A 23,617-nucleotide genomic window follows, 5' to 3' on the forward strand; every position below is an offset into this window, starting at 1 on the left:
CGTTGGCCGGGCGTGGCTGTGCGAGTCCTGTGCGGGCAGTGCGATAAGGAAAAAGGCGGGGGAAGGCTGAATCAGTTGGAAAGACGTTTATTTAAACACTCTAAGCCAGCCTTAAGTTCGTATCGGCATTATTTTCTACATTCACCAGACGAGGAAAAATCATGGCACATCATGCATTAGCATCGCAAGAGAGTTACAACCCGAACCACCTGCTGGATATTCTGCTGAGCAAGATGCAGCTGAAGAATGATGCAGCCCTGTCGCGCCTGCTTGAAGTGGCGCCACCGGTCATCAGCAAGATCCGCCACCACCGCTTGCCGGTCGGCGCCTCGCTGCTGATCCGCATGCACGAAGTGACGGGCATGAGCATCCGCGACCTGCGCGACTTGATGGGCGACCGCCGCACCAAGTATCGTCTGTCCGACGCCCAGGGCCGTCCAAAAGCGGAAGACCGCGGCGATGCGCAAGAATCCAATTACGCGCACTGATGTGGCGGTTGCGCGCTGACTGTGCCGCTTGCGTAGCTGCTGGCGGCAACAGGCTGGCGTGGACCGGGCAGCATGGACCGGGTAACATGGATGTATCGCAGTACCGATAACGGCTTTCGCTTCGCAGCGAGAGCCGTTTGCGTTTGCGGCCTTGTGAGGATCTTGATTAGCTCAGCAGTGCCGAGGTGATTTCGTCGTAGCGCAGTTCCGTTTCGCGGAACAGTTGCAGATACGCGTCTTCGCCCAGGCCCAGCGCATCCCAGGCCACCGGCGAGACGCGCGGCACCATGTCGTCGCCTGCCTGCGCCAGGTCGAGCGCGCAGACAATCGCATGGGCCACGTGGATCAGCGACGCGAGAAAGCCTGCCCCCGGCGCTTCCGGCTGCAGGTAGTTGCCCAGCGCCAGGCGCATGGTGTCGGAAAAATTCCAGTGTTCGGCCAGGGCCACGGCCGCCTGCACGTGGTCCACGCCCAGCACGGCCTGTTCCGCTTCGAGCAGGCTGCAATCGTGCGCGGCCTGGTGTGCGATGACTTGCGCGTAGTGCGCGGGAAAGCTGCTGACCAGCACCAGCCGTCCGATGTTGTGCAGCAAGCCGGCCGTGAATGCGTAATCCTGGTTGAAACGGATCTGCCGCGCCAGCACCTTGGCGCAGGCGGCCGTCGCCACCGAATGGCGCCAGAAGGCCTTGTCGTCGAAACCGGGGCAGCGGCCTTCCGGGAAGCAGCCAGTGATGGCGGCCGAGGTGATCAGGCTGCGCGTGGTCTGGAAGCCCAGGTAAGTGATCGCCTGCTGGATGGTGGTGGCCTTCACTTGCAGGCCATAGTGCGATGAGTTGGCCAGGCGCAGGGTTTTTGCCGTCAGCGCCTGGTCATACGACACTTTTTTGGCCAGCACGGAAATATCGACGTCCTCCTGGTCTATGCTGTTGAGCAGTTCCATGACGACGGCGGGCAGCGAAGGCAGGTCATCGAGGTGGGCGACGATATCGTCGAGCGTCAGCTGGGTGCTCATGCGGCCTCTCCCGTGCCCAGGCGGTAAGCCGTGACATAGTTGCGCAGCAAGGTGGTGGCCGCATCGAGGGGATCGTCCGGGTCATGCTTGCGGAACAGGTAGGCCAGCCGTTCGCTGTCGGCCGCCTGCTGCGCGGCGATTTCTTCCGGCGACGGGGGCGGCGCCTGGATCGGCAGCATGTCGATGTTGTGGCGGGGCATCAGAGCCAGCATGTTTTCCGTCAATACCGCGCCTTGCGGCAACAGCACTTGTCCATGCGCATCGAGCAAGACATCCGACAAGATCATGCCGGGACGAACTTGTTCCAGGGGTAGATGTTGATGCGTGACCGCCATGACGACTCCTTAGATGATTGCGGGATATTACCATTGCCATGACGCAATGTCTCAACCTGCATCAAAGTCTCTATCGAAACTGGGAATGCTGTAAATCTTGCCAATAAGCATGTCATACCGTACATTTGAATCAGGCCCTTGCATTGCTGACGTATCTGCGCCCGCGCCGCGGGCTGGCGGCTGGCCTGGCCCGGGGAGTGTTGATTGATGGTGAGTATCCAAGTCCGGCTGACCCTGCTTTTTGTCGTGATCGTCACCTTGGTGCTGGGCATTTCCGGCAGCTATACCCAATATACCTTGAGCAAGGAACTCGAATCGGGCAGCGCGCGCCTGCGCAGCGGCGTGCTCACGCGCTTGCAGACCAGCTTGCCGTCCGCCCTGTGGGACCTCGATAAATCCAAGGTCGACAGCATCGTGGCGGCCGAAATGCTGCCGCCGGAACTGGTCGGCATCCGCGTCTATGACGCCTCGGTCGGTTTGTTCGCCGGCGAGGTGCGCGACGCGGCCGGCACGCTGGTGCCGCTTGAGGCGGACGTGGCCATGGGCGGCACGCCCGTCGAGGCGCCGCTGGTGTTCCGCGACGCCGTGGCGGCGGCCTCGGGCGGCAAGCCGGTGATTGTCGGCAAGGTCATCGTCAATTTCAGCCGCGCGCAGATCGATGCGGCCTTGCGCAGCGAAGTGCGGCGCAAGGTACTGGAAGTGTTGCTGCTTGACATCATCCTCGTGGGCGCCCTGGCGCTGAGCCTGCGCATCGTCTTCGACCCCCTGAAGCAGTTGCGCGACGGCTTGTTCGACCTGGCCACGCGCGGCAGCGACGAGGTCGAAGAGCTGCCGGAAAGCCGGCGCGACGAACTGGGCGACGTGATCCGCGGCTTCAATGCCGTGCAGCGCAAGCTCAAGTCCATCATCGAAGGCAGCCGCGAGGCGGAAGACATGGCGCGCCGTTCGCAGCAGGCAACGGCGCAGGCCATGGACGAGCTGCGCCGCGCGCAGGAATCGTTGCTGCAGTCGGAACGCCTGGCCTCGCTGGGCAGCCTGGTGGCCGGCGTGGCGCATGAAATCAACACCCCGGTCGGCATCGCCCTGACCAGCGCTTCGGTACTGAAGGAAGCCACCGATGACATCAGCGCGGCGGTGGCTGGCGGCAACGTGAAGAAGACCGACATCGTGCGCTACCTGGAAACGGCCGGCGAAAGCGCGCGGCTGATCATGAACAATGCCTACCGGGCCGCACACCTGATCCACAGCTTCAAGCAGATCGCCGTCGACCAGGTCAGCGAGGCGCGCCGTTTGTTTGAATTGCGCGACTATATCGGCGAAGTGATCTCGAGCCTGCAGCCGACCCTGAAAAAGACGCGCATCAGCATCGATATCGATTGCCCGCCTGACATCATGCTCGACAGCTATCCGGGTGCGCTGGCGCAGGTGCTGACCAACCTAGTCTTGAACTGCGTCGAGCACGCCTTCGATGCGGACACGGCGGGCAATATCCATATCGGCGTGCGCCGCGACGGCGACGCGATCGCCATGCAGGTGCGCGACAACGGCCGCGGCATCGCGCCCGACATGCTCGACCGCGTGTTCGATCCGTTTGTCACCACGCGGCGCGGGCAGGGCGGCACGGGGCTGGGCTTGAATATCGTGTTCAACTTGATTGCCAAGCAGTTTGGCGGCACCATCACGGTCAGCAGCACCTTGGGGCAGGGCGCGACGTTCCTGCTGCGCTTGCCCACGGTGACGCCGTTGCCGGAAAGCACCAGCAGCCAGGCATAGTCAAGGAGATGACATGGCACAGATAGAAAACAGTCAGCAAGTGGCGCTTTTGCGCGGGATCAATGTGGGTCGCGCCAAGCGCGTGGCCATGGCCGACCTGCGCAAGCTGCTGGGCGACCTCGGTTTTGCGCAGGTGCGTACGGTACTCAACAGCGGCAACGTCGTGTATGACGGGGGGGCGGTGGCGCCGGCCGAGGCCGCTGCCCGCATCGAGGAAGCGCTGGTGCTGAAACTGGGCGTGGCGGCCAGGGTGACGGTGCTGTCGGCCAGCCAGTTTGCCGAACTGGTCGAACAAAACACCCTGGCGCCGGCGACCGATGCGGCACGCCTGCTGACCTTGGTGCTGAACAATCCGGCCGACGTGCAGCGCCTGACGCCGCTCTTGCAGCAGTCGTGGCAGCCCGAAGCGCTGGCGCTGGGCCGATGGGCCGCGTATGCCTGGTGTCCCGATGGCGTGCTGGCCAGCAAGGTGGTGGCGGCGCTGGGTGTGCTGCTGGGCGACGGCGTCACCTCGCGCAACTGGGCCACCATGCAAAAATTATATGCGCTGCTGAACGGAGCGGATGCGGCAGCCATATCCTCATTTACCAAGGAGCACTGATGCCTTCCATTTCAGGGACATTCGACGTCATCATCCGTCCGGAAGCCTTGTCTGACACGGCCGCGCAGTCGGGGCTGGGACGCTTGTCGCTAGCCAAGCGCTACCACGGCGCCCTCGACGCCAGCGCGCAGGGCGAGATGCTCAGCGCGCGTGCCAGCGTGACCGGTTCGGCAGGCTATGTGGCGCTGGAATGGGTGGAAGGCACTTTGGACGGGCGCCACGGCAGTTTTTATTTGCAGCACAGCGGCAGCATGACGCGCGGCGCGCCCGCCTTGTCCGTGACGGTGGTGCCCGATACGGGTACGGGCCAGTTGCAAGGACTCACCGGCAGCCTGGCCATCCGCATCGAGGAGGGCAAGCATTATTATGATTTTACGTATGACATTGTTGAGACGCCATGAACTGGGATATCGTCAAGGGCGTCTTGATCGTGCTCGTCGCCATCAGCGCGGTGGTGACGGCCTTCGTGCTCATGTCCGCCTCGGGCCCGGACAAGGCGGGCTGCATCGCGCGCGCCCTGAAGTCGGGCATTCCGGTGGGGAATATCGAACGGGTCTGCCGCCTGCTCGATAAATGAGGACGCCATCAAAAAACATTCCGCACCAGGCGGAATGTTTTGCAGCAGCGCACTTGCCAGCGCAGGCGCTGTCAGTTGTCGAATTTTTCCTGTTTTTCGCCGTGCAGGCTCAAGGCCACCAGGCCCAAACCCACCAGCAGCATCGAGTACATGCTCGCTTCCGGCACGGCGGCCGGTACGCTGGTTTGCTGTGCGGTCGCGGCCGTCGTGGGCCTGGGCGGCGCCAGGGCCGTATGGCGCGCGCCACTGCTGCTCCAGTGCGGTGCCGCCGTCGCGGTGCTGCTGGCCAGCAGGCGTGCATACGGCAAGTCCGGCGTTTCCCAGCCAGGATTGTTATTCAAGCTGATGCTTTCATCGATCGTCACGCGTTCGCCGGCTTCCTGCTTGCCGGCCGTCGTGTCGCTGACTGCCGCCATGCTCCCCGTGCTGGCCGACAGCGCCAGCAAGGCCACGCATAACGGCTGATAGATTCTCATCGTGCTCTCCCTGTTGTTCACCGCGCGGCGCAGCCGAAACCGGCTAGCGCATGGACGGACAATTCGCCTGTACGGGGGCGTATCATGATTTTTCTGCTGTTCTCCCATTACAGCATAGATCGTGACATTTTTGATACGTTTATTTCCTCTTTATTACGAATATTTGTCATTTTGATAGCGTAAACATGATCGCTGCCGCACACTTCGCATAAGCACGCTATCGCCGAAAAACACTGTTGTTTTTTTGTGCGAATCGCCAGCAGGAAAACAATATATTGATTAGTATATTGTTTATCGCACGCTATTCAATATGACCGCCTGTGGGAGGGCACGATGGAGACAGTCGCAACACAACACGCCGAATACAACCTCGACGCCATGCGGGGTTCGGCCTACAAGGCCAGCTCGCTGCTCAAGGCCATGGGCAATGCCGACCGGTTGATGCTGCTGTGCCAGCTATCGCAGGGCGAGCATTGCGTCAGCGACCTCGAGCAAAAAGTGGGCATCGGCCAGCCGACCCTGTCGCAGCAGCTGGGCGTGCTGCGCGAAGAGATGCTGGTGGCCACGCGGCGCGACGGCAAGCAGATCTATTACCGCGTCGCCAGCGCGCCCGTGCTGGCCGTGCTGCAAGTGCTGTACGCGCAATTTTGCGCGCCGCGCCCCCCGTTCAACGACGAAGCCGACTGATCCTGCCATGACTATCGACTGGCCGCACTTCACGCCATGGGCCGCGCTGGCCGGCGGCATGCTGATCGGTCTGGCGGCGGCGCTATTGATCTTGTTCAATGGCCGCATCGCCGGCATCAGCGGCATCGTCGGCGGCTTGCTGCGCCCGCGCAGTAGCGACCTGGGCTGGCGCATCGCCTTTCTCGCCGGCCTGATCGGCACGCCCCTGCTGTGGCAGTTGTGGCAAGCCTTGCCGCCCGTGCAGATCGACGCCGGTACGCCTGCCCTGATCGCGGCGGGCCTGCTGGTGGGCGTGGGCGTGCGCTACGGCGCCGGCTGCACCAGCGGCCACGGCGTGTGCGGCCTGTCGCGCCTGTCACCGCGTTCATTGGCGGCCACGTGTGCCTTCATGGCGGCCGGTTTCTTCACCGTGTATCTGTTGCGCCATCTGTGAGCAAGCTTATGAGCAAGCTCATCCTTTCCCTGTTGAGTGGCCTCGTCTTTGGGCTGGGCTTGATCGTCTCCGGCATGGCCAACCCGGCCAAGGTGCTCGGTTTCCTCGACCTGGCCGGCGCCTGGGATCCGTCGCTGGCGCTGGTGATGGGCGGCGCCATCGGCGTGGCCCTGCCCGCCTTCTGGCTGGCGCGCCGGCGCAGCAATTCGCTGCTGGGCGAGCCCATGCAATTGCCCGCGTCGCGGCGCATCGACCGGCGTTTGCTGCTGGGCAGCCTGGCCTTTGGCGCGGGCTGGGGCATCGCCGGTTTCTGTCCCGGACCCGCCCTCGTGTCGCTGCTGGCGGGCCAGCCGAAGGCCTGGCTGTTTGTGATCGCGATGCTGGCCGGCATGCTGCTCTTTGAAGTGCTGGAGCGCCGCAAGGCACCTTCGCCGGCCTGAGACGGTACAATCTGGCGCATCGCCACTCTGGATACTGCTTACATGAAGACCGTGATTTTCCGCGCCGGCGCGCGCGCCGCCCTGCTGTGCAGCGTGCTGGCGCTGTCCGCCTGCGGCGGCTTGTTGAAGAAGGAAGCCCCGCCCCCTCCCGCGCCCGTGGCCGATACCTTGCCCAATCCGCAAGTGCTGCTGCTCGGCGAAGTGCATGACAATGCGCAAGGCCACCGCCTGAGGGTCGCGGAATTGCAGCGCCGGCTGGCGGCCGGTTGGCGTCCCGTGATCGTCATGGAGCAGTTTGATCGCGAAAACCAGGCCTTGCTGACGCGCGCCGCGCGCGATTGCGCCGACCCCGATTGCATCATCCGCGTGATGGAACAGCCGCGCTGGGACTGGAGCTTGTACCGGCCCGTGCTGGACCTCGTCATCAGCTACCAGCTGACCCTGGTCGCCGGCAACCTGTCGCCGGCCGATGCCTCGCGCATCGTGCGCGACGGTATCCAGTGGTCCATGCTGCCCGCCATGGTCGCCACTTACCTGGCTGCGCCCGTGCCGGCCGATATTCTGGAAGGGCAAAAGAAGGAAGCCCAGGCGGCCCGCTGCAATATGCTGCCCGACATGATGATCAACGGTGTCGTCAACGCCCAGGTGGCGCGCGATATCTGGATGGCCAAGCTGATCCGCGACCAGGCGCCGCGCGACGTGGTGCTGATCGCCGGCAATGCGCATGTGCGCAAGGATCTTGGCGTGCCCCGCTGGCTGAAGCTGGCCGACCCGCAACTGAACCTGCGCAGCATCGGCTACCTGGAACAGGGCGTCGCCGGCTACCAGGGCACGTTCGACTTGACGCAAACGATGCCGGCGCAGCCGCGCCCGGACTTGTGCGCCAAATTCAGGAAATAATCACTGCTGCACCCGCACCAGGGCGCTGACCCGGCTGGCCGTGTCGAGCAGTTTCGGCAGGCTGTGTTCCAGCAGATGCGCCACGGACGGCCCCGCCGTCTGGCCGCTGACGTTGATCGCCGCCACCACCTTGCCGGCCCGGTCGAACACGGGCGCGGCCAGGGCGATCAAGCCCTGTTCCAGCTCTTCCTGCACCAGGCACCAGCCCTGGCGCCGCACTTGCGCAATCTCTTCCATCAAGACATCGATATCGACCTTGGTCACCGGCGTGATCTTCAGCAGCGCCATCTTCGACAGCCGCTCGCGCAGCGCGTCGGGCGCCAGGCCCGACAGCAACACTCTGCCCATCGAGGTGCAGTAGGCGGGCAGGCGGCTGCCGATGCCCAGGTTGATCGACATGGTGCGGTGTGCGGACAGGCGCACGACATACACGATGTCGTCGCCGTCGAACACGGTGGCCGAGCACGACTGGCGCAAGGTCTGCATCAATTCTTCCAGCAGCGGCTGTGCCTGCGTCCACACGGGCAAGGATGACAGGTAGGCGTAACCGAGGTCGAGCACCTTGGGCGTCAAACGGAACAGCCGTCCATCCGCTTCCACATAACCGAGATGCAGCAAGGTGTGCAGGATGCGCCGCGCGCCCGCGCGCGTCAGCTGCGCCCGTTCCGCCACTTCGCTCAAGGTCTGTTGCGGCGCCTCCGCGCCAAAGCTGCGCAGCACGGCCAGGCCCCGCGCGAACGATTGCACATAGCTGTCGCCGGGACGCGGCGCGCCGTCGGCATCGACGGTTTCTTCGGTGGAAAGGGAGGTGCGGCTGCGTGCGGTCATGGCAATTCCAATGGGGCAAGGTGGCAATTATAGCCATGGCGCTGGCGAAAACGGCAAATTGACAAGCGCCCCGATCAGGCATATTCTCACGAATAAGTTCTAAATGCGAATATTTGTTCGTTATACGAACAAATGACTAATGAGTTTGATTGGGAGGAGACCGCAATGATCGACAAACTGCGTTCCAGCGTGATTGATGCGCTGGCCGATATCCACGATGGCGCCACCGTCATGATTGGCGGCTTCGGCGGCGCGGGCCAGCCGGCCGAGCTGATCGACGGCCTGATCGCCCAGGGCGCGCGCGACCTCGTCATCGTCAACAACAACGCGGGCAATGGCGACACGGGCCTGGCCGCCCTGCTGAAAAACGGGCAGGTGCGCAAGATCATCTGCTCGTTCCCGCGTCAGGCCGATTCCCACGTCTTCGACGCCCTGTACCGCGCGGGCAAGCTGGAACTGGAATTGGTGCCGCAGGGCAACCTGGCCGAGCGCATCCGCGCCGCCGGCGCCGGCATCGGCGGCTTTTTTACGCCCACCGGTTATGGCACGGACTTGGCCAAGGGCAAGGAAACGCGCGAGATCGACGGGCGCATGTATGTGTTCGAGTCGCCCATCCACGCCGATTTCGCCCTGATCAAGGCGGAGCAGGGCGACCGCTGGGGCAACCTGACCTACCGCAAGACGGCGCGCAACTTCGGTCCCATCATGGCCATGGCCGCCAAGGTCAGCATTGCTTCCGTGCACGAGGTGCTTGACTTGGGCAGCATCGACCCCGAACACGTCATCACGCCGGGCCTGTTCGTGCAGCGCATCGTGCAAGTGCCGCGCACGGCCACCGGCCCCGCCGGCTTCAAAGCTGCCTGAGGAGTATCAAATGCATAAATGGAATCGAGACCAGATGGCGGCCCGCGTGGCGGCCGACATCCATGAAGGCGCCGTCGTGAACCTGGGCATCGGCTTGCCGACCCTGGTGGCGAACCACTTGCCGGCCGGCGCGGAGATCATCCTGCACAGCGAAAACGGGGTGATCGGCATGGGCCCCGCGCCCGCACCGGGCGAGGAAGATTACGACCTGATCAACGCGGGCAAGCAGCCCGTCACCCTGCTGGCGGGCGGCAGCTATTTTCACCACGCCGACAGCTTCGCCATGATGCGCGGCGGCCACCTGGACATCTGCGTGCTGGGCGCTTTCCAGGTGTCCGCCACGGGCGACCTGGCCAACTGGCACACGGGCGCGCCCGACGCCATTCCCGCCGTGGGCGGAGCCATGGACCTGGCCATCGGCGCGAAAAAAACCTGGGTCATGATGGAATTGCTGACCAAGGGCGGTGAAAGCAAGCTGGTGCAGGCCTGCAGCTATCCGCTGACGGGCATCGGGTGCGTGAGCCGCATCTACAGCGACCTGGCCGTGTTCGACCTGGGGCCGGCTGGCGCCACGGTCGTCGAACTGGTCGATGGCTTGAATTTTGAACAGTTGCAGGCGTTGACGCCGGTTTCACTGCTGGATGGACGTTAGCAGCCAGCAATGTCGGCTTACGTGCTTGCGCACTAACCCGACCTACATTTCTTGGAGGAAAAAAATATGACTGCAGCGTTTATCTGCGATGCCCAGCGCACCCCATTCGGCCGCTACGGCGGCGGCCTGTCCGGCGTGCGCGCCGACGACCTGGGCGCCGTGCCCATCCGCGCCTTGATGGCGCGCAACCCCAATGTGGACTGGACGGCCGTCACGGACGTGCTGTACGGCTGCGCCAACCAGGCGGGCGAGGACAACCGCAACGTGGCGCGTATGGCCGCCTTGCTGGCGGGATTGCCCGACAGCGTGCCGGGCGCCACCCTGAACCGCCTGTGCGGCTCGGGCCTGGACGCCATCGGCAGCGCTGCCCGTTTCATCAAGAGCGGCGAAGCGGGCTTGCTGGTCGCCGGCGGCGTGGAAAGCATGAGCCGCGCGCCGTTCGTCATGGGCAAGGCCGACAGCGCCTTTTCGCGCGGCATGAAAATGGAGGACACGACCATCGGCTGGCGCTTCATCAATCCGCTGATGAAGGCGCAGTACGGCGTCGATTCGATGCCGGAAACGGCGGAAAACGTGGCCAGCGACTTCGGCATCAGCCGCGCGGACCAGGATGCGTTTGCCCTGGCCAGCCAGGTCAAGGCCCTGGCGGCGCAGCAGGCTGGCGTGTTCGACAGCGAAATCTGCCCCGTCAGCATTGCACAGAAGAAGGGCGATCCCATCGTCGTCGCCCGCGACGAGCATCCGCGCGCCACCACGCTGGACACCCTGGCCAAACTGAAACCGGTCGTGCGCGCGGACGGCACGATTACGGCCGGCAACGCGTCCGGCGTCAACGACGGCGCGGCGGCGCTGCTGCTGGCCGATGAGGCGAACGCGGCCCGCTTTGGCCTGACGCCGCGCGCCCGTGTCGTGGCCATGGCCACGGCCGGCGTGGCGCCGCGCATCATGGGCATCGGCCCCGCACCTGCCACCCTGAAAGTGCTGGCCATGACGGGCTTGACCCTGACCGACTTCGACGTCATCGAATTGAACGAAGCGTTTGCCGCCCAGGGCCTGGCCGTGCTGCGCCAGCTGGGTGTGCGCGACGACGATCCGCGCGTCAACCCGAACGGCGGCGCCATCGCCCTCGGTCACCCGCTGGGCGCGTCCGGTGCGCGCCTGGCCATGACGGCCGTCAACCAGCTGCACCGCACGGGCGGGCGCTATGCGCTCTGTACGATGTGCATCGGCGTGGGCCAGGGCATCGCGCTGGTGCTGGAACGGGTCTGATTCCATGCGCCTGATGGCGAAAAATAGTTGCCGGCGATACGTATTAACCCGTATGCCGGCCGGCTTTTTGACCCTGATCAAGGGCGTATGATGCAAAACCAGCCCGGGCAACCTGGCTGGCGTTGGCTTTTTCACACGAACAAGAAGATTGATATGACATCCCACGATACTCCGCATGACGTTGCGCAGCTGACTTCCCAGCAGCGCATCAAGGCCATCATTGGCGCTTCTTCCGGTAACCTGGTCGAATGGTTCGACTTCTATATTTACTCGTTCTGCGCGCTGTATTTCTCGCACGCCTTCTTCCCTTCCGGTAACTCGACCACGCAGCTGCTGCAGGCGGCCGGCATCTTTGCCGCCGGCTTCCTGATGCGCCCCGTGGGCGGCTGGCTGTTCGGCCGCATCGCCGACAAATACGGCCGGCGCCAGTCGATGATGATTTCCGTGCTGATGATGTGCGGCGGCTCCCTGATGATCGCCGTCCTGCCGACGTATGACACCATCGGCGCCTTCGCGCCGTTCCTGCTGCTCGTGGCGCGCCTGTTCCAGGGCCTGTCCGTGGGCGGCGAATACGGCACCAGCGCCACCTACATGAGCGAAGTGTCGGAATCGGGCAAGCGCGGCTTCTTCGCCTCGTTCCAGTACGTGACCCTGATCGGCGGCCAGCTGCTGGCCTTGCTGGTGCTGGTGGTCTTGCAGCAACTGCTGACCCTGGAAGAATTGCGCGCCTGGGGCTGGCGCATCCCGTTCGTGTTTGGCGCCCTGGCGGCCCTCGTCTCGCTGAACCTGCGTAAATCCCTGACGGAAACGACCACCGCAAGCGAGCGCAAGGACAAGGACGCGGGCAGCCTGCGCGGCTTGCTCAAGCATAAGCGCGCCTTCATCACGGTACTCGGCTTTACGGCCGGCGGTTCGCTCGTGTTCTACACGTTCACCACCTACATGCAGAAATACCTGGTGAACACGGCCGGCATGGATACCAAGACGGCCAGCGCCGTCATGACCTGCGCCTTGCTCGTCTACATGATTCTGCAGCCCGTGTTCGGCGCCTTGTCCGACCGCATCGGCCGCCGCACCTCGATGCTGTTCTTCGGCGGCCTGGCCACCCTGTGCGTGCTGCCGATCATGCATGCCTTGAAGGATATTTCCAGCCCGTACGCGGCGTTTGGCCTGATCATCATCGCGCTGGCCATCATCAGTTTCTACACGTCGATCAGCGGCCTGATCAAGGCGGAAATGTTCCCCGTCGAAGTGCGCGCGCTGGGCGTGGGCCTGTCGTATGCGGTGGCCAACGCGATGTTCGGCGGTTCGGCCGAGTACGTGGCGCTGCAGTTCAAGGCCTGGCACGTGGAAGAGTATTTCTATTGGTACGTGACCGTCATGTGCCTGATTTCCTTCATCGTCGCCATCCGCATGCCGGACCCGAGCCGCTCGGGACTGCTGAAGTAACGTTGTCGTAAAATGGGGGACACTGCGGTGTCCCTTTTTCATCGCCGCCTTTTTATCGTGCCGATCAGGAGTTTTCATGTCGTATGTCATTCCCGCACCGATCCAGCCCAGCGTTCCCGTCATCGGCAGCGTTGATACTTTCCCCGTCCACCGCATCTATTGCGTAGGCCGCAACTATGTCGAGCACGCCAAGGAAATGGGCCACACGGGCCGCGAGGCGCCGTTTTTCTTCATGAAGCCGGCTGACGCCGTGCTGCCCGTGCCAGCCGGCACGACGGGTGAGCTGCCGTACCCGGCGCAGACACAGGATTTCCAGCACGAGATGGAACTGGTGGTGGCCATCGGCAAGGGCGGCAGCGATATCGGCGCGGCCGATGCGCTGAGCCACGTGTGGGGTTATGCGATCGGCCTGGACATGACGCGCCGCGACGTGCAGGGCGCAGCGAAAAAACTGGGCCGTCCATGGGACACGGGCAAGGCCTTCGAACACTCGGCGCCCATCGGCCCCATCTCGCCGGCCGCGCAGGCAGGTGACGTCCAGCATGCCGCCATCACCCTGCACGTGAATGGCGAGCTGCGTCAAAGCAGCAGCATCGATATGCTGATCTGGAACGTGGCCGAAACCATCGCCGACCTGTCGACCTACTTCACCTTGCAACCGGGCGACCTGATCTACACGGGTACGCCGGCCGGCGTGGCGGCCGTGCAGCGCGGCGACGAGCTGGTGGGCGCCATCGATGGCCTGGGCGAACTGCGCGTGAAAGTGGTCTGAGCGGACAAGGAGGGCGGCATGATGAACGACACATATTCCGTAGCACAACCCACGCGCGCCGAGATCGACGCCTTGACGGGGCCGGCCCTGCTGGAATTCGGCACGGGCTGGTGCGGCCACTGCCGCGCCACAGACGCGCCGCTGGCCGCCGCGTTGGCGCAGCACCCCGGGGTAGCGCATATTCGCGTGGAAGACGGCCCCGGCCGCGCGCTGGGGCGCTCATTCCGCGTGAAACTGTGGCCGACCCTGATTTTCCTGAAGGATGGCCAGGAAGTGGCGCGCCTCGTGCGCCCGCTCGACTGCCGCGAGATCGAGCAGACTTTTGCATTGATCGATGCGTAGGTCAGTATAGGTGGGCGTAGGTCGGCGTAGGTCGGCTTAGCGCAGCGTAAGCCGACACCACCGTACATGCTCCATCACAACTTCTTGCCGCACCGCAGCACTGCGCGTATGATAAGCCGCTTACAGCAAGATCAACCGCATCCTGCGTGATGCAGCGCGATCATCGCCGGCCCGCTCCACCCGGAGGGGCCGCAGGCAAGGATTCACCACAAATGACCGATGCCGCGATGCCGACGCGCGGGTCTGGTACGGAATGCCTGGCGATACGCCGGGCCTGATACACGTCGCCCATCCCCTGACGCCTTTCCTGCCGTGCCCCGGGTAACCGGATGGCGCACGACCGTTGTTTCTCTAAATCAGCACTGATCACGGCGCGATAGCGCGCGTTGGTACACCGTTGTCTGCCGTTAACAACGGCGTGTTGCGGCGTGGAATTTGTTTGCGAATTTAATAGCAATTTCGCAGCAAATACGCCCGCGCACAGCTATGATATGTGAACCGCGCGCCTAGACAACGTGCTGTGCTGCTGCCTGAAAAAACATCCAGAGAATGGCCTTTAGACACCCTCCCCAAGGAGCGCAGTAAATGAGTAAGCCCCGGAGCACCCCCCCCAAGAAAAATTCCCCCGGCACGGTGCTGTTCGCCAGCCTGATCGGCACCACCATCGAGTTCTTTGACTTTTATATCTACGCCACCGCCGCCGTGCTGGTGTTCCCGAAACTGTTCTTCCCCGCCGGCGACCCGTCGGCCGCCGTGCTGCAGTCGCTGGCCACGTTCGCCATCGCCTTCTTCGCCCGTCCCATCGGTTCGGCCGTGTTCGGCCACTTCGGCGACCGCATCGGCCGCAAGGCCACTCTCGTGGCGGCCTTGCTGACCATGGGTATCTCCACCGTCATCATCGGCTTGCTGCCGACGTATGCCGCCATCGGCACCCTGGCGCCGCTGCTGCTGGCGCTGTGCCGTTTCGGCCAGGGCCTGGGCCTGGGCGGCGAGTGGGGCGGCGCGGTGCTGCTGGCAACCGAGAACGCGCCACCGGGCAAACGCGCCTGGTACGGCATGTTCCCGCAGCTGGGCGCGCCGATCGGCTTCTTCCTGTCGGGCGGCATCTTCCTGCTGCTGAGCGAAACCATGACCGATGAACAGTTCTTCAGCTACGGCTGGCGCATCCCCTTCCTCGCCAGCGCGCTGCTGGTCATCGTCGGCCTGTACGTGCGCCTGAAGATCACGGAAACGCCGGACTTCCAGAAAGTCATCGACAAGAACGAAGTCGTCAAGCTGCCCGTGGCCACCGTGTTCCGCCAGCACGGCCGCATGCTGTTCCTGGGCACCATCATCGCCCTGGCCACCTTCGTGCTGTTCTACCTGATGACGGTGTTCGCGCTGAGCTGGGGCACGACCAAGCTGGGCTTCACGCGCAAGGAATTCCTCGTCGTGCAACTGTTTGCCGTGCTGTTCTTCGCCCTGACGATACCGTTGTCGGCCGTGCTGGCCGACCGCCGCGGCCGCCGCGCTACCCTGATCTGGGTCTCCGTCGCCATCGCCATTTTCGGCCTGGTGCTCGCGCCGATGTTCGGCTCGGGCGTGACATGGGAAGTGACCGTCTTCATGGCTGTCGGCCTGGGCTTGATGGGCATGACCTACGGACCGCTGGGCACGATGTTGTCCGAGCTGTTCCCGCCCGAAGTGCGCTACACGGGCGCCTCGCTGACCTTCAACCTGGCCGGCATCCTGGGCGCCTCGCTGGCGCCGTACATCGCCACCTGGCTGGCCACCAACTACGGTCTGCAATACGTGGGCTATTACCTGTCGCTGGCGGCCGTGCTGACCCTGGGCGCGCTGCTGATGGTGGGCAAGCCGCGCGCGGGCAAGGAAGCCTGGCAGTAACACGCCTCTGATCCCGGAGCACCCGAAAGCCGCCAGCTGCAACCAGCTGGCGGCTTTTTTTGTCGGTAAAACGCCACGCCGCACGCCTGCCGAGATTCTTGTTGACAGTCAAAATCGGCTGGTGGTAAGGTGTGCACACGTGTGCAATACAGTGCAAGGCCTTAAAAAGCACATCCCGGGACAGTGACACCGCAAGATAGCGGTGCGGTCTGAAGTACCACAACGATAACGAACTTGGAGTGAGACGATGAAGATGCGCAATGTTGCGATTGCTATAAGCCTGGCCCTGCCGATGACGGCCATGGCCGCCGAGGAACGCCTGTCCGTGCTGTGCTCGGCCGACATGGAATGGTGCCAGCTGATGAAGAACCGCTTCGAGGCGGAAAGCAAGATCAAGGTATCGATGATCAGGAAGAGCGCGGGGGAAGCCTACGCGAAGATCCGCGCCGAAGCGTCGAACCCGAAATCGGACATCTGGTGGGGCGGCACGGGCGACCCGCACCTGCAGGCCGCCGCCGAAGGCTATACGGAAGAATACAAGTCGCCCACCCTGCCCAAGCTGCAGCCGTGGGCGCTCAAGCAGGCCGAGACGGCCAAGTACCGCACCGTCGGCATCTACATCGGCATCCTGGGCCTGGCCTATAACGAAAACGTGCTGAAGAAGAAAAACCTGCCGCCGCCCCAGTGCTGGAAAGACCTCGTCAAGCCCGCCTACAAGGGCGAGATCGAGATGGCCAACCCGAACTCCTCGGGCGCCGCCTACAACGCGCTGGCCACCGTGGTGCAGCTGTTCGGCGAAGAGGAAGCCTTCGATTTCCTGGCGAAAATGGGCCAGAACGTCAGCAAATACCCGAACGCGGGCGTGGCGCCGGGCGAGGACGTAGGCCGCGGCGAAGCGGGCGTGGCCATCGGCTTCATGCATGACCTGATGAAACTCACCGTCGCCGGCTTCCCCGTGAAGGTCTTGCCGCCCTGCGAAGGCACGGGCTACGAGATCGGCTCGATGAGCATCGTCAAGGGCGCGAAAAACATGGAACAGGCAAAGAAATTCTATGAATTCGCCCTGCGTCCCGACGTGCAGAGCGAAGCCGTCAAGGCGCTGGCTTTCCAGATCCCGTCCAACGCGGCCGCCACCATTCCCGCCGCCTCGCCGCGCCTGGAAAACATCAAGACCATCAACTACGACTTCGCCAAGTACGGCGCGTCGGACACGCGCAAGCGCTTATTACAACGCTGGACCACGCAGATTTATTCTGCCGGCAATTAACGCGCGCCAAAACTTACTGCGCGTCGCGATTTGCAGCCTGCGATGCTCACTGTGCTAGCGCACAGCTGCGCGTCTCGGCCGCAACTCACTGCCGCTCGCTACAGTTTTGGCAGGCGTTAAACCTATATCAATTGTTCAAAACGTCTGGAAAACAGAGCGCACCGCGCAACAGAATTTCAGACGTTCATAGTTGGATGAAACTCATGAAAAAGATATTTTACGGCTGGCTGCTGGCCGCTTTGGCCGCGTTGTGCCTGTTGCCCTGGCAGCAGCAGGAAGCGGGCCTGTTCGCCGGCGAATGGCTGCGCGACGGCCAGTTCTTCAGTGAACGTGGCGCACCGGCCGTGTTGCACGTGCTGTCGTTCGGCGCCTGGCCGCTGGGCGTGTTCTTTGCCCTGATCGCCGCCAGCGCCGCGCTGGTGGCCGCCAATCCCCACCGCAAGACCCTGGGCCTGGGCCAGATCGCCCTCGGCGGCGCGGGCCTGCTGTGGCTGGCATGGCTGGGCTGGGGGCCGCTGGCCGCCGGCACCGGCCTCGGTTTCGGCGCGCTGCTGCTGGCGCTGTGCCTGCTGTTCCTGCTGACCTCGGGCGCCGCCGCCTGCGGCGTGTGCCGCGGCGACGCCTTCGTGGCCGGCGCCATCGGCCTCATCATCTGCCTGATTTCCCTGTTCGTGCTGTTCCCCGTCGCGCTGATTCTGGTGAGTGCCGGCCAGCCCATGGACGATGGCGGCACGGGCGCCGCCGCCCTGGCGCGCCGCCTGGCCGACCCCGGTATCTGGAGCCTCAATTGCGTGGCCGGTCCCGGCCGTTGCGGCGTGGCCTGGAACACCCTGGCGCTGGCCTTGCTGACGGGCGTGTCGGCCACCTTCCTCGGTCTCGTGTTCGCCCTGCTGGTGACGCGCACGAATGGCCGCTGGGTACGCCCCATGCGCGCCATCACGATTCTCCCCATCGTCACGCCGCCGTTCGTGCTGGGCCTGGCGCTGATCCTGCTGTTCGGCCGCAACGGCGCCATCACGGGCCTCGTCGGAGAATTGTTTGGCATCGAGCAAAGCCGCTGGCTGTACGGCATGACGGGCGTGTGGCTGTCGCAGATGCTGGCCTTTGCGCCGATCGCCTTCATGACATTGATCGGTGTGGTCGAAGGCGTCAGCCCCTCGCTGGAAGAAGCGTCGGGCACCCTGGGTGCCAGCAGCTGGCAAACCTTCGTCAAGGTCTCCTTGCCCTTGATGCGTCCCGGCATCGCCAATGCCTTCTTGCTGTGCTTTATCGAAAGCATGGCCGACTTCGGCAACCCGATGGTCTTGGGCGGCAACTTCCACGTGCTGTCTACGGAGATCTTCTTTTCCGTGGTGGGCGCCTCGAACGACCAGGGCCGCGCGGCGACTTTGGCCATCGTGCTGCTGACGTTTGCCGTGGGCGCCTTCTTCATCCAGAACCTGTGGCTGGGCAAGAAATCGTATGTGACGGTGACGGGCAAGGCCGACCACGGCGGCCACGCCTCGCTCAACCCGCGCCTGAAAACCACCCTGTGGACCATCGCCCTGCCATGGTTCGCCTTCACGGCCCTGATCTACGGCACGGTGGTGGCGGGCGGCTTCGTGAACAACTGGGGCCAGGACAATGCCTTCACCTTGCGCCATTACATCGACGCCTTCGGCATCACGGCGGGCGCTTCCGGCTGGCACTGGACGGGCCAGGCCTGGCCGTCGCTGTTCACCACGCTGACTATTTCGGCCATCGCCGCGCCCTTGACGGCCTTTGTCGGCATCCTGTCGGCCTGGCTGCTGGTGCGCCAGCAATTCGCCCTGAAGAGCGCGTTCGAGTTCGGCACCATGCTCAGCTTTGCCATTCCCGGCACCGTCATCGGCATCAGCTACATCCTGGCGTTCAACTCGGCGCCGATCGAGTTGACGGGCACGGCGACGATTCTGATCCTGTGCTTTGTCTTCCGCAACATGCCGATGGGCTTGCGCACGGGCATCGCCGCCATGCGCCAGCTCGACGGCAGCCTGGACGAGGCGTCGATCACCCTGGGCGCCAGCAGCTGGACCACCATGCGCAAGGTCATCCTGCCGCTGCTGCGCCCGGCGATTGCCTCGGCCCTCGTGTATGGCTTCGTGCGTTCGATCACGTCGATCTCGGCCGTCGTCTTCCTCGTCAGCGCCGATTACGACATGGCCACGTCCTACATCATCGGTCTGGTGTCGAACGGTAACTATGGCACGGCCATCGCCTATGCCACGGTGCTGATCGTCATCATCCTGCTGTGCATCCAATTGATCCATTTGCTGGTCGGCAAGCGCCGCCTTCGCCGCGTCAGCGCCGAAAAAACGCTGCCGGCCGCCGTTCCCAACCTGGAAAAGAGCTACGCATGAACCACTTTACTACCCAAGCAACAGAGCTTGCCGCGCTGGAATTCGACGGTGTTACCAAGCGCTACGGCAAGGCCCTGGCCGTGAACGATGTGTCGTTCACGATCGCGCCGCGCACCATGGTCACCCTGCTGGGTCCCAGCGGCTGCGGCAAGACGTCCACCCTGCGCCTGATCGCGGGCCTGGAACGCGTCAGCGCCGGGCGCATCCTGCTGGCCGGCGAGGACGTCACCCTGACCTCCGCCGCCGAGCGCGACGTCAGCATGGTGTTCCAGTCGTATGCGCTGTTCCCCCACATGACGGTGCTCGACAACGTGTGCTACGGCTTGACCGTCTCGGGCGAGACCAAGCCGCGCGCCATCGAACGGGCGCAGGAAAGCCTGCGCCTGGTGGGCCTGGCCGACTTTGCCGCGCGCTTCCCCAACGAGTTGTCGGGCGGCCAGCAGCAGAGGGTGGCCGTGGCCCGTTCGCTGGTGCTGCAGCCCAAGGTCTTGCTGCTGGACGAGCCGCTGTCGAACCTCGACACGAAACTGCGCCGCCGCGTGCGCGACGAGATCCGCGACATCCAGGTCAAGCTGGGCTTGACGGCCGTGTACGTCACGCATGATCAGGAAGAGGCGCTGGCCATTTCCGACCAGATCATCGTCATGAACCGCCAGGTGATCGCGCAAAAGGGCACGCCGCACGAGCTGTTCGAGTCGCCGGCCGACAAGTTCGTCGCCGACTTCATCTGCAACGCGAACATCGTCGATGGCGTGATCGAATCGGTGGCCGACGGCAAGGCCGTCTGCGTCATGGGCAAGCTGCGGCTGCGCCTGCCATGCCGCAGCCAGCGCAGCGGCGAAGCGAGTTTCGCCGTGCGTCCGGAAGCGATCCTGCTGTCGCCCGCGCAGCCCGACAGCGCCATGGTGGTGCGCGTGGCGCGCGCCACTTACCTGGGACGCGAAATGCAATACACGCTCGAGACGCCGGTCGGCGAACTGTTTGCCGTCTCGCACGACTTGAGCCAGGTTTTCACGCAAGGCACGTCGGTCGCCATGACCGTACACGAACATGGCGCAGCCATCATTGGAGGACAAGCATGACAGATATGACACAGGCAGCGGTACTGGCCGACGCGGCGACCCTGGAACGCTATGCCTACGCCCGGCACATCATCGGCCAGGCGGGCGAGATCGCGCTGGGCATGTTCCAGCGCCGCGCGGAACTGGTGATCGAGGAAAAGGGCTTGCAGGACATGGTCAGCATCGCCGACCGCATGGTCGAGGATTTCCTGCGCGCGCAGATCGCCGAGCGCTTCCCGGAAGACGCCGTGGTGGGCGAAGAGCGGGGCGGCGGCGCGTCCGACGCGCGCTGCGTGTGGGTCATCGATCCCATCGACGGCACGGCCTGTTTCGTCAACGGCATGCTGGCCTGGTGCGTGTCGATCGGCGTGCTGGTCGACGGCCAGCCCGCCATCGGCGCCGTGTACGACCCGAATGCGGACGAGCTGTTCCACGCCTGCCTGGGGCAGGGCGCGCATGTGACGGCGAAGGCGGGCGAAACGCGGCTGCGCGTCAACGACGTGGCCAGCCTGCAGGGCGGCGTGCTGGGCGTGGGCTTTTCGCACCGCGTGGGCACCGATACCTTTTTGCCCTTCCTGCTCGACGTGCTGGAAGAGGGCGGCATGTTCATCCGCAACGGTTCCGGCGCGCTGATGATCGCCTACGTGGCGGCCGGGCGCCTGATCGGCTATTTCGAGCCGCACATCAATTCCTGGGATTGCCTGGCGGGCATCGTGCTCGTCAACGAGGCGGGCGGGCGCTGCAATGATTTCCTGGCCGATAACGGTCTGGAAAAGGGCAACCCCATCCTGGTGGGCGGCCCCCGCTTGTATCCGCAACTGGCGGCGCTGGCCTTGCCGCGCTGTACCTGAACACATTGACTGGAGAGGGAGGGCAGGCGTCCGGCGAGGGACGCATGTAGTGGCAACACGCTGTTGAGCATCATGAGTAATCCACCACCATAAAAACAAGCAGGAGACAAAATGAAAAACGGGATGAAAAAGAGCACCATGCAGTTGAACAAGATCGCCGCCGTATTGTTGCTGGCCGCACCAGGTTGCGTGCTGGCCGAATCGAGCGTCGTCGTGTACGGCCGCATCCACGCGGGCTTCGACCGTATCGAAACGTCGAGCTCGGCCACGGCGCCGAATGGCGAGTCGGTATCGCGCGTATCGGACAATTCCTCGAAGATCGGCTTCCGGGGAAGGGAAGATTTGGGCAATGGCAACACGGCCTTCTTCCAGATCGAGGGCAATGCCAAGCTCGACGATGGCACGGGTGCCATCAATAGCAAGGATACCTTTGTCGGGCTGGAAAACCCCGCCTATGGCCGCATCGCGCTGGGCCGCTTCGCCACGCCGATCCGCCAGATCAACGGCTACACCAACCGTTTCGTGGGCGAAGGCATCCAGGATGACGCCAACATTTCGCAGCTGGGCGGCGAAGGCTTCAACCGCCGCAGTTCGAACGCCGTCAGCTATCGCACGCCCGTGGTACAGGGATTCAGCGCCACGATTTACCGCGCCAGCGAAAACGAGGCATCGAACGGCGACCGCATCTATTCGGGCATCGTGCAATACGCAAACGGTCCCGTGAAGGGCGCCGTCGGCTATGAAAAGCACAAGGACTTGCGTCCCGGCTTCAGCGAAAAGATGTTCCGCGCCGTGGGCAATTACAACTTCGGCGGCGGCGACGTGGGCGTGGCCTGGAACCGCATGGTGTATGACGTGGCCGGCGGCGACTTGCAGCGCGACTACTTCACCATCACGGGCGCCTACAAGGCGGGCGGCGGTGCCTTCATCGGCCGTTTCGGCGTGGCAGGCGACGTGTCGGGCAGCGCGCCCAACGGCAGCAGCGTGACCATCAAGGCCACCACCCTGGTGCGCGGCGACGACAGCGGCGCCAAGCAGGCGACTTTGGGCTACGAATATTACTTGTCCAAGCGCAGCACCGTGTATGCCTACTACACGCAAACCAATAACGACAAGAACGCCAACTACACGTTTGGCGGCAATGCCTTCGCCGCCACCAAGAAGGGTGCCAAGCTCAGCGGTGTAATGCTGGGCGTCATCCACCTGTTTTAACTTTTTTAGCCCGGATTTGCACACGTGTGCATTTCCGGGCCAAGCGATACCGACTATCAAGGAGATGGAAATGATTCAAGTGGCATTGTTCGGCGCCGGGCGCATCGGCCGCATTCACGCCGGCAATCTGGTACGCCAGCCCGGCGTGCGCCTGAAATACGTGGTCGACGTGCATGCGGGCGCGGCGGCGGAAGTGGCGGCCCTGCATGGTGCCAGCGTCGCCAGCGTGGAGGCTGTGCTGGCCGACCCGGAAGTCAAGGCCGTGCTGATCGCGTCGAGCACGGATACGCATGCGGACCTGATCGTGCGCGCGGCCGCCGCCGGCAAGGCCATCTTTTGCGAAAAGCCCGTCGACCTGACCCTGGAGCGCGCGCGCGCCGCCGCCGCCGCCGTCAAGGAGGCAAAAGTGCTGTGCATGATCGGCTTCCAGCGCCGCTACGACCCCACGTTTGCCGCCGTCAAGCAGCGCATCGCGGCGGGCGAGATCGGCACGCCGGAGATGCTCATCGTCACCAGCCGCGATCCGGGTCCGCCGCCCGTCAGCTACATCCAGGTGTCGGGCGGCATCTTCAAGGATATGCTGATCCACGATTTCGATATCTTCCGCTGGATACTCGACGATGAAGCCGTCAGCGTGCACGCCACGGGCAGCTGCCTCGTCGACCCGGCCATCGGCGCGGCGGGCGATCTCGACTGCACGGCCGTGACCATCCGCACGGCAAAGGGACGTTTGTGCCAGATCAACACCACGCGCCGCGCCGCCTACGGCTACGACCAGCGTTTCGAAGTGCTGGGCAGCGCCGGCATGCTGCAGGCAGGCAACCACAAGCCGACGGAAGTGACGGCCTATGGCGCCGTGAACGTCAGCGTGGACAAGCCGGAAGACTTTTTCCTGGAGCGCTACCGCGCCGCCTACGCCAGCGAAATGGCGCACTTTTTCGACGCCTTTGCCCATGGCGCAGCGCTGCGCACCACCGTCCACGATGGCTTGAAGGCGCTGGAACTGGCCGAAGCGGCCACCGTATCGTGGCGCGAGCAGCGCATCGTGCAACTGTCATAAGGAAAC

Annotated in this window: 26 protein-coding genes; 22 read left to right on the top strand and 4 right to left on the bottom strand. The window is 63.9% G+C overall.

Annotation, left to right across the window (positions count from 1 at the left end; all coding sequences use genetic code 11):
• Nucleotides 1–161: 161 nt before the first annotated feature.
• Nucleotides 162–488 carry a hypothetical protein gene (locus IGS60_RS02415; protein WP_034746769.1) on the top strand — a complete coding sequence of 109 codons (327 nt, stop codon included), beginning with the start codon at nt 162–164 and terminating at the stop codon, nt 486–488.
• A 166-nt stretch (nt 489–654) separates the two neighbouring features.
• Here IGS60_RS02415 and IGS60_RS02420 read toward each other — a convergent pair whose 3' ends face one another.
• Nucleotides 655–1,500 (bottom strand): HDOD domain-containing protein, encoded by an 846-nt coding sequence (locus IGS60_RS02420; RefSeq protein WP_070221006.1) that lies wholly within the window; start codon nt 1,498–1,500, stop codon nt 655–657.
• Nucleotides 1,497–1,835, bottom strand: a complete 339-nt coding sequence (locus IGS60_RS02425; protein WP_070221004.1) for a hypothetical protein — start codon at nt 1,833–1,835, stop codon at nt 1,497–1,499. The genes IGS60_RS02420 and IGS60_RS02425 overlap by 4 nt, the downstream gene beginning before the upstream one ends.
• Nucleotides 1,836–2,042: 207 nt before the next feature.
• Between IGS60_RS02425 and IGS60_RS02430 the strand changes: the two genes are divergently transcribed.
• From IGS60_RS02430 to IGS60_RS02445, 4 genes are read left to right on the top strand one after another with little or no spacing between them, the layout of a single operon-like run.
• Complete coding sequence (locus IGS60_RS02430) at nt 2,043–3,608, top strand: sensor histidine kinase (RefSeq protein ID WP_230502680.1); 1,566 nt, start codon at nt 2,043–2,045, stop codon at nt 3,606–3,608.
• A gap of 13 nt (nt 3,609–3,621) precedes the next feature.
• Nucleotides 3,622–4,209, top strand: a complete 588-nt coding sequence (locus IGS60_RS02435; RefSeq protein ID WP_070290442.1) for a DUF1697 domain-containing protein — start codon at nt 3,622–3,624, stop codon at nt 4,207–4,209.
• Complete coding sequence (locus IGS60_RS02440) at nt 4,209–4,610, top strand: DUF3224 domain-containing protein (RefSeq protein ID WP_230502142.1); 402 nt, start codon at nt 4,209–4,211, stop codon at nt 4,608–4,610. The genes IGS60_RS02435 and IGS60_RS02440 overlap by 1 nt, the downstream gene beginning before the upstream one ends.
• A complete protein-coding gene (locus tag IGS60_RS02445) occupies nt 4,607–4,786 on the top strand; it encodes a hypothetical protein (protein ID WP_121670428.1) in 180 nt (59 codons plus the stop codon). The genes IGS60_RS02440 and IGS60_RS02445 overlap by 4 nt, the downstream gene beginning before the upstream one ends.
• Nucleotides 4,787–4,857: 71 nt before the next feature.
• Here IGS60_RS02445 and IGS60_RS02450 read toward each other — a convergent pair whose 3' ends face one another.
• A complete protein-coding gene (locus IGS60_RS02450; protein WP_230502144.1) occupies nt 4,858–5,262 on the bottom strand; it encodes a PEP-CTERM sorting domain-containing protein in 405 nt (134 codons plus the stop codon).
• A 333-nt stretch (nt 5,263–5,595) separates the two neighbouring features.
• Here IGS60_RS02450 and IGS60_RS02455 point away from each other — a divergent pair, with 333 nt between their 5' ends.
• From IGS60_RS02455 to IGS60_RS02470, 4 genes are read left to right on the top strand one after another with little or no spacing between them, the layout of a single operon-like run.
• Entirely contained in the window at nt 5,596–5,949 is a 354-nt protein-coding gene (locus IGS60_RS02455; protein WP_070310209.1) for a helix-turn-helix transcriptional regulator, read from the top strand.
• 7 nt (nt 5,950–5,956) lie between these two features.
• Nucleotides 5,957–6,382: a YeeE/YedE family protein gene (locus tag IGS60_RS02460; protein ID WP_230502146.1), complete on the top strand. Its 426-nt coding sequence runs from the start codon at nt 5,957–5,959 to the stop codon at nt 6,380–6,382.
• 8 nt (nt 6,383–6,390) lie between these two features.
• Nucleotides 6,391–6,822, top strand: coding sequence for a YeeE/YedE family protein (locus IGS60_RS02465; protein WP_230502148.1), 432 nt, complete (start codon nt 6,391–6,393; stop codon nt 6,820–6,822).
• Between the two features lie 42 nt (nt 6,823–6,864).
• Entirely contained in the window at nt 6,865–7,722 is an 858-nt protein-coding gene (locus tag IGS60_RS02470; protein WP_230502150.1) for a ChaN family lipoprotein, read from the top strand.
• Here the strand turns inward: IGS60_RS02470 and IGS60_RS02475 are convergent, their stop codons facing one another.
• Nucleotides 7,723–8,550, bottom strand: a complete 828-nt coding sequence (locus tag IGS60_RS02475; protein WP_230502152.1) for an IclR family transcriptional regulator C-terminal domain-containing protein — start codon at nt 8,548–8,550, stop codon at nt 7,723–7,725.
• Nucleotides 8,551–8,715: 165 nt separating this feature from the next.
• Between IGS60_RS02475 and IGS60_RS02480 the strand changes: the two genes are divergently transcribed.
• From IGS60_RS02480 to iolG, 13 genes are all read left to right on the top strand, one after another.
• A complete protein-coding gene (locus IGS60_RS02480; RefSeq protein WP_230502154.1) occupies nt 8,716–9,414 on the top strand; it encodes a 3-oxoacid CoA-transferase subunit A in 699 nt (232 codons plus the stop codon).
• A 10-nt stretch (nt 9,415–9,424) separates the two neighbouring features.
• Nucleotides 9,425–10,066, top strand: a complete 642-nt coding sequence (locus tag IGS60_RS02485) for a 3-oxoacid CoA-transferase subunit B (protein WP_230502156.1) — start codon at nt 9,425–9,427, stop codon at nt 10,064–10,066.
• A gap of 66 nt (nt 10,067–10,132) precedes the next feature.
• Entirely contained in the window at nt 10,133–11,335 is a 1,203-nt protein-coding gene (gene pcaF, locus IGS60_RS02490; RefSeq protein ID WP_230502158.1) for a 3-oxoadipyl-CoA thiolase, read from the top strand.
• Nucleotides 11,336–11,488: 153 nt separating this feature from the next.
• Nucleotides 11,489–12,784, top strand: a complete 1,296-nt coding sequence (locus tag IGS60_RS02495; protein WP_230502160.1) for an MFS family transporter — start codon at nt 11,489–11,491, stop codon at nt 12,782–12,784.
• 76 nt (nt 12,785–12,860) lie between these two features.
• On the top strand, nt 12,861–13,556 hold the full coding sequence (locus IGS60_RS02500) for a fumarylacetoacetate hydrolase family protein (RefSeq protein ID WP_070290426.1): 696 nt from the start codon (nt 12,861–12,863) through the stop codon (nt 13,554–13,556).
• An 18-nt stretch (nt 13,557–13,574) separates the two neighbouring features.
• Complete coding sequence (locus IGS60_RS02505) at nt 13,575–13,898, top strand: thioredoxin family protein (RefSeq protein ID WP_230502162.1); 324 nt, start codon at nt 13,575–13,577, stop codon at nt 13,896–13,898.
• 585 nt (nt 13,899–14,483) lie between these two features.
• Nucleotides 14,484–15,782 (top strand): MFS transporter, encoded by a 1,299-nt coding sequence (locus IGS60_RS02510; RefSeq protein ID WP_070310222.1) that lies wholly within the window; start codon nt 14,484–14,486, stop codon nt 15,780–15,782.
• A 247-nt stretch (nt 15,783–16,029) separates the two neighbouring features.
• Nucleotides 16,030–17,049 (top strand): ABC transporter substrate-binding protein, encoded by a 1,020-nt coding sequence (locus IGS60_RS02515; RefSeq protein WP_099410802.1) that lies wholly within the window; start codon nt 16,030–16,032, stop codon nt 17,047–17,049.
• Between the two features lie 203 nt (nt 17,050–17,252).
• Nucleotides 17,253–19,427, top strand: coding sequence for an iron ABC transporter permease (locus IGS60_RS02520; RefSeq protein WP_230502165.1), 2,175 nt, complete (start codon nt 17,253–17,255; stop codon nt 19,425–19,427).
• Nucleotides 19,424–20,509: an ABC transporter ATP-binding protein gene (locus tag IGS60_RS02525; RefSeq protein WP_070220974.1), complete on the top strand. Its 1,086-nt coding sequence runs from the start codon at nt 19,424–19,426 to the stop codon at nt 20,507–20,509. Before IGS60_RS02520 ends, IGS60_RS02525 begins: the two co-directional genes overlap by 4 nt.
• Nucleotides 20,506–21,339 carry an inositol monophosphatase gene (locus IGS60_RS02530; RefSeq protein ID WP_230502166.1) on the top strand — a complete coding sequence of 278 codons (834 nt, stop codon included), beginning with the start codon at nt 20,506–20,508 and terminating at the stop codon, nt 21,337–21,339. The genes IGS60_RS02525 and IGS60_RS02530 overlap by 4 nt, the downstream gene beginning before the upstream one ends.
• A 111-nt stretch (nt 21,340–21,450) precedes the next feature.
• Nucleotides 21,451–22,551, top strand: coding sequence for a porin (locus IGS60_RS02535; protein ID WP_230502168.1), 1,101 nt, complete (start codon nt 21,451–21,453; stop codon nt 22,549–22,551).
• Nucleotides 22,552–22,621: 70 nt separating this feature from the next.
• A complete protein-coding gene (iolG, locus tag IGS60_RS02540; protein ID WP_230502170.1) occupies nt 22,622–23,611 on the top strand; it encodes an inositol 2-dehydrogenase in 990 nt (329 codons plus the stop codon).
• The last annotated feature ends 6 nt before the right edge of the window (nt 23,612–23,617 follow it).

The organism is Janthinobacterium sp. FW305-128, from assembly GCF_020858135.1.
GTDB lineage: Bacteria > Pseudomonadota > Gammaproteobacteria > Burkholderiales > Burkholderiaceae_D > Janthinobacterium.

Bases quoted from the DNA above. Each gene is read 5' to 3' on its own strand.
- IGS60_RS02495 (WP_230502160.1), top strand. From the start codon at position 11,489: ATGACATCCCACGATACTCCGCATGACGTTGCGCAGCTGACTTCCCAG.
- IGS60_RS02505 (WP_230502162.1), top strand. From the start codon at position 13,575: ATGATGAACGACACATATTCCGTAGCACAACCCACGCGCGCCGAGATC.
- IGS60_RS02420 (WP_070221006.1), bottom strand. From the start codon at position 1,500: ATGAGCACCCAGCTGACGCTCGACGATATCGTCGCCCACCTCGATGAC.
- iolG (WP_230502170.1), top strand. From the start codon at position 22,622: ATGATTCAAGTGGCATTGTTCGGCGCCGGGCGCATCGGCCGCATTCAC.
- IGS60_RS02435 (WP_070290442.1), top strand. From the start codon at position 3,622: ATGGCACAGATAGAAAACAGTCAGCAAGTGGCGCTTTTGCGCGGGATC.
- IGS60_RS02430 (WP_230502680.1), top strand. From the start codon at position 2,043: ATGGTGAGTATCCAAGTCCGGCTGACCCTGCTTTTTGTCGTGATCGTC.
- IGS60_RS02425 (WP_070221004.1), bottom strand. From the start codon at position 1,835: ATGGCGGTCACGCATCAACATCTACCCCTGGAACAAGTTCGTCCCGGC.
- IGS60_RS02510 (WP_070310222.1), top strand. From the start codon at position 14,484: ATGAGTAAGCCCCGGAGCACCCCCCCCAAGAAAAATTCCCCCGGCACG.
- IGS60_RS02480 (WP_230502154.1), top strand. From the start codon at position 8,716: ATGATCGACAAACTGCGTTCCAGCGTGATTGATGCGCTGGCCGATATC.
- IGS60_RS02475 (WP_230502152.1), bottom strand. From the start codon at position 8,550: ATGACCGCACGCAGCCGCACCTCCCTTTCCACCGAAGAAACCGTCGAT.
- IGS60_RS02460 (WP_230502146.1), top strand. From the start codon at position 5,957: ATGACTATCGACTGGCCGCACTTCACGCCATGGGCCGCGCTGGCCGGC.
- IGS60_RS02415 (WP_034746769.1), top strand. From the start codon at position 162: ATGGCACATCATGCATTAGCATCGCAAGAGAGTTACAACCCGAACCAC.
- IGS60_RS02470 (WP_230502150.1), top strand. From the start codon at position 6,865: ATGAAGACCGTGATTTTCCGCGCCGGCGCGCGCGCCGCCCTGCTGTGC.
- IGS60_RS02440 (WP_230502142.1), top strand. From the start codon at position 4,209: ATGCCTTCCATTTCAGGGACATTCGACGTCATCATCCGTCCGGAAGCC.
- IGS60_RS02500 (WP_070290426.1), top strand. From the start codon at position 12,861: ATGTCGTATGTCATTCCCGCACCGATCCAGCCCAGCGTTCCCGTCATC.
- IGS60_RS02525 (WP_070220974.1), top strand. From the start codon at position 19,424: ATGAACCACTTTACTACCCAAGCAACAGAGCTTGCCGCGCTGGAATTC.
- IGS60_RS02445 (WP_121670428.1), top strand. From the start codon at position 4,607: ATGAACTGGGATATCGTCAAGGGCGTCTTGATCGTGCTCGTCGCCATC.
- IGS60_RS02485 (WP_230502156.1), top strand. From the start codon at position 9,425: ATGCATAAATGGAATCGAGACCAGATGGCGGCCCGCGTGGCGGCCGAC.
- pcaF (WP_230502158.1), top strand. From the start codon at position 10,133: ATGACTGCAGCGTTTATCTGCGATGCCCAGCGCACCCCATTCGGCCGC.
- IGS60_RS02465 (WP_230502148.1), top strand. From the start codon at position 6,391: ATGAGCAAGCTCATCCTTTCCCTGTTGAGTGGCCTCGTCTTTGGGCTG.
- IGS60_RS02450 (WP_230502144.1), bottom strand. From the start codon at position 5,262: ATGAGAATCTATCAGCCGTTATGCGTGGCCTTGCTGGCGCTGTCGGCC.
- IGS60_RS02535 (WP_230502168.1), top strand. From the start codon at position 21,451: ATGAAAAACGGGATGAAAAAGAGCACCATGCAGTTGAACAAGATCGCC.
- IGS60_RS02515 (WP_099410802.1), top strand. From the start codon at position 16,030: ATGAAGATGCGCAATGTTGCGATTGCTATAAGCCTGGCCCTGCCGATG.
- IGS60_RS02530 (WP_230502166.1), top strand. From the start codon at position 20,506: ATGACAGATATGACACAGGCAGCGGTACTGGCCGACGCGGCGACCCTG.
- IGS60_RS02520 (WP_230502165.1), top strand. From the start codon at position 17,253: ATGAAAAAGATATTTTACGGCTGGCTGCTGGCCGCTTTGGCCGCGTTG.
- IGS60_RS02455 (WP_070310209.1), top strand. From the start codon at position 5,596: ATGGAGACAGTCGCAACACAACACGCCGAATACAACCTCGACGCCATG.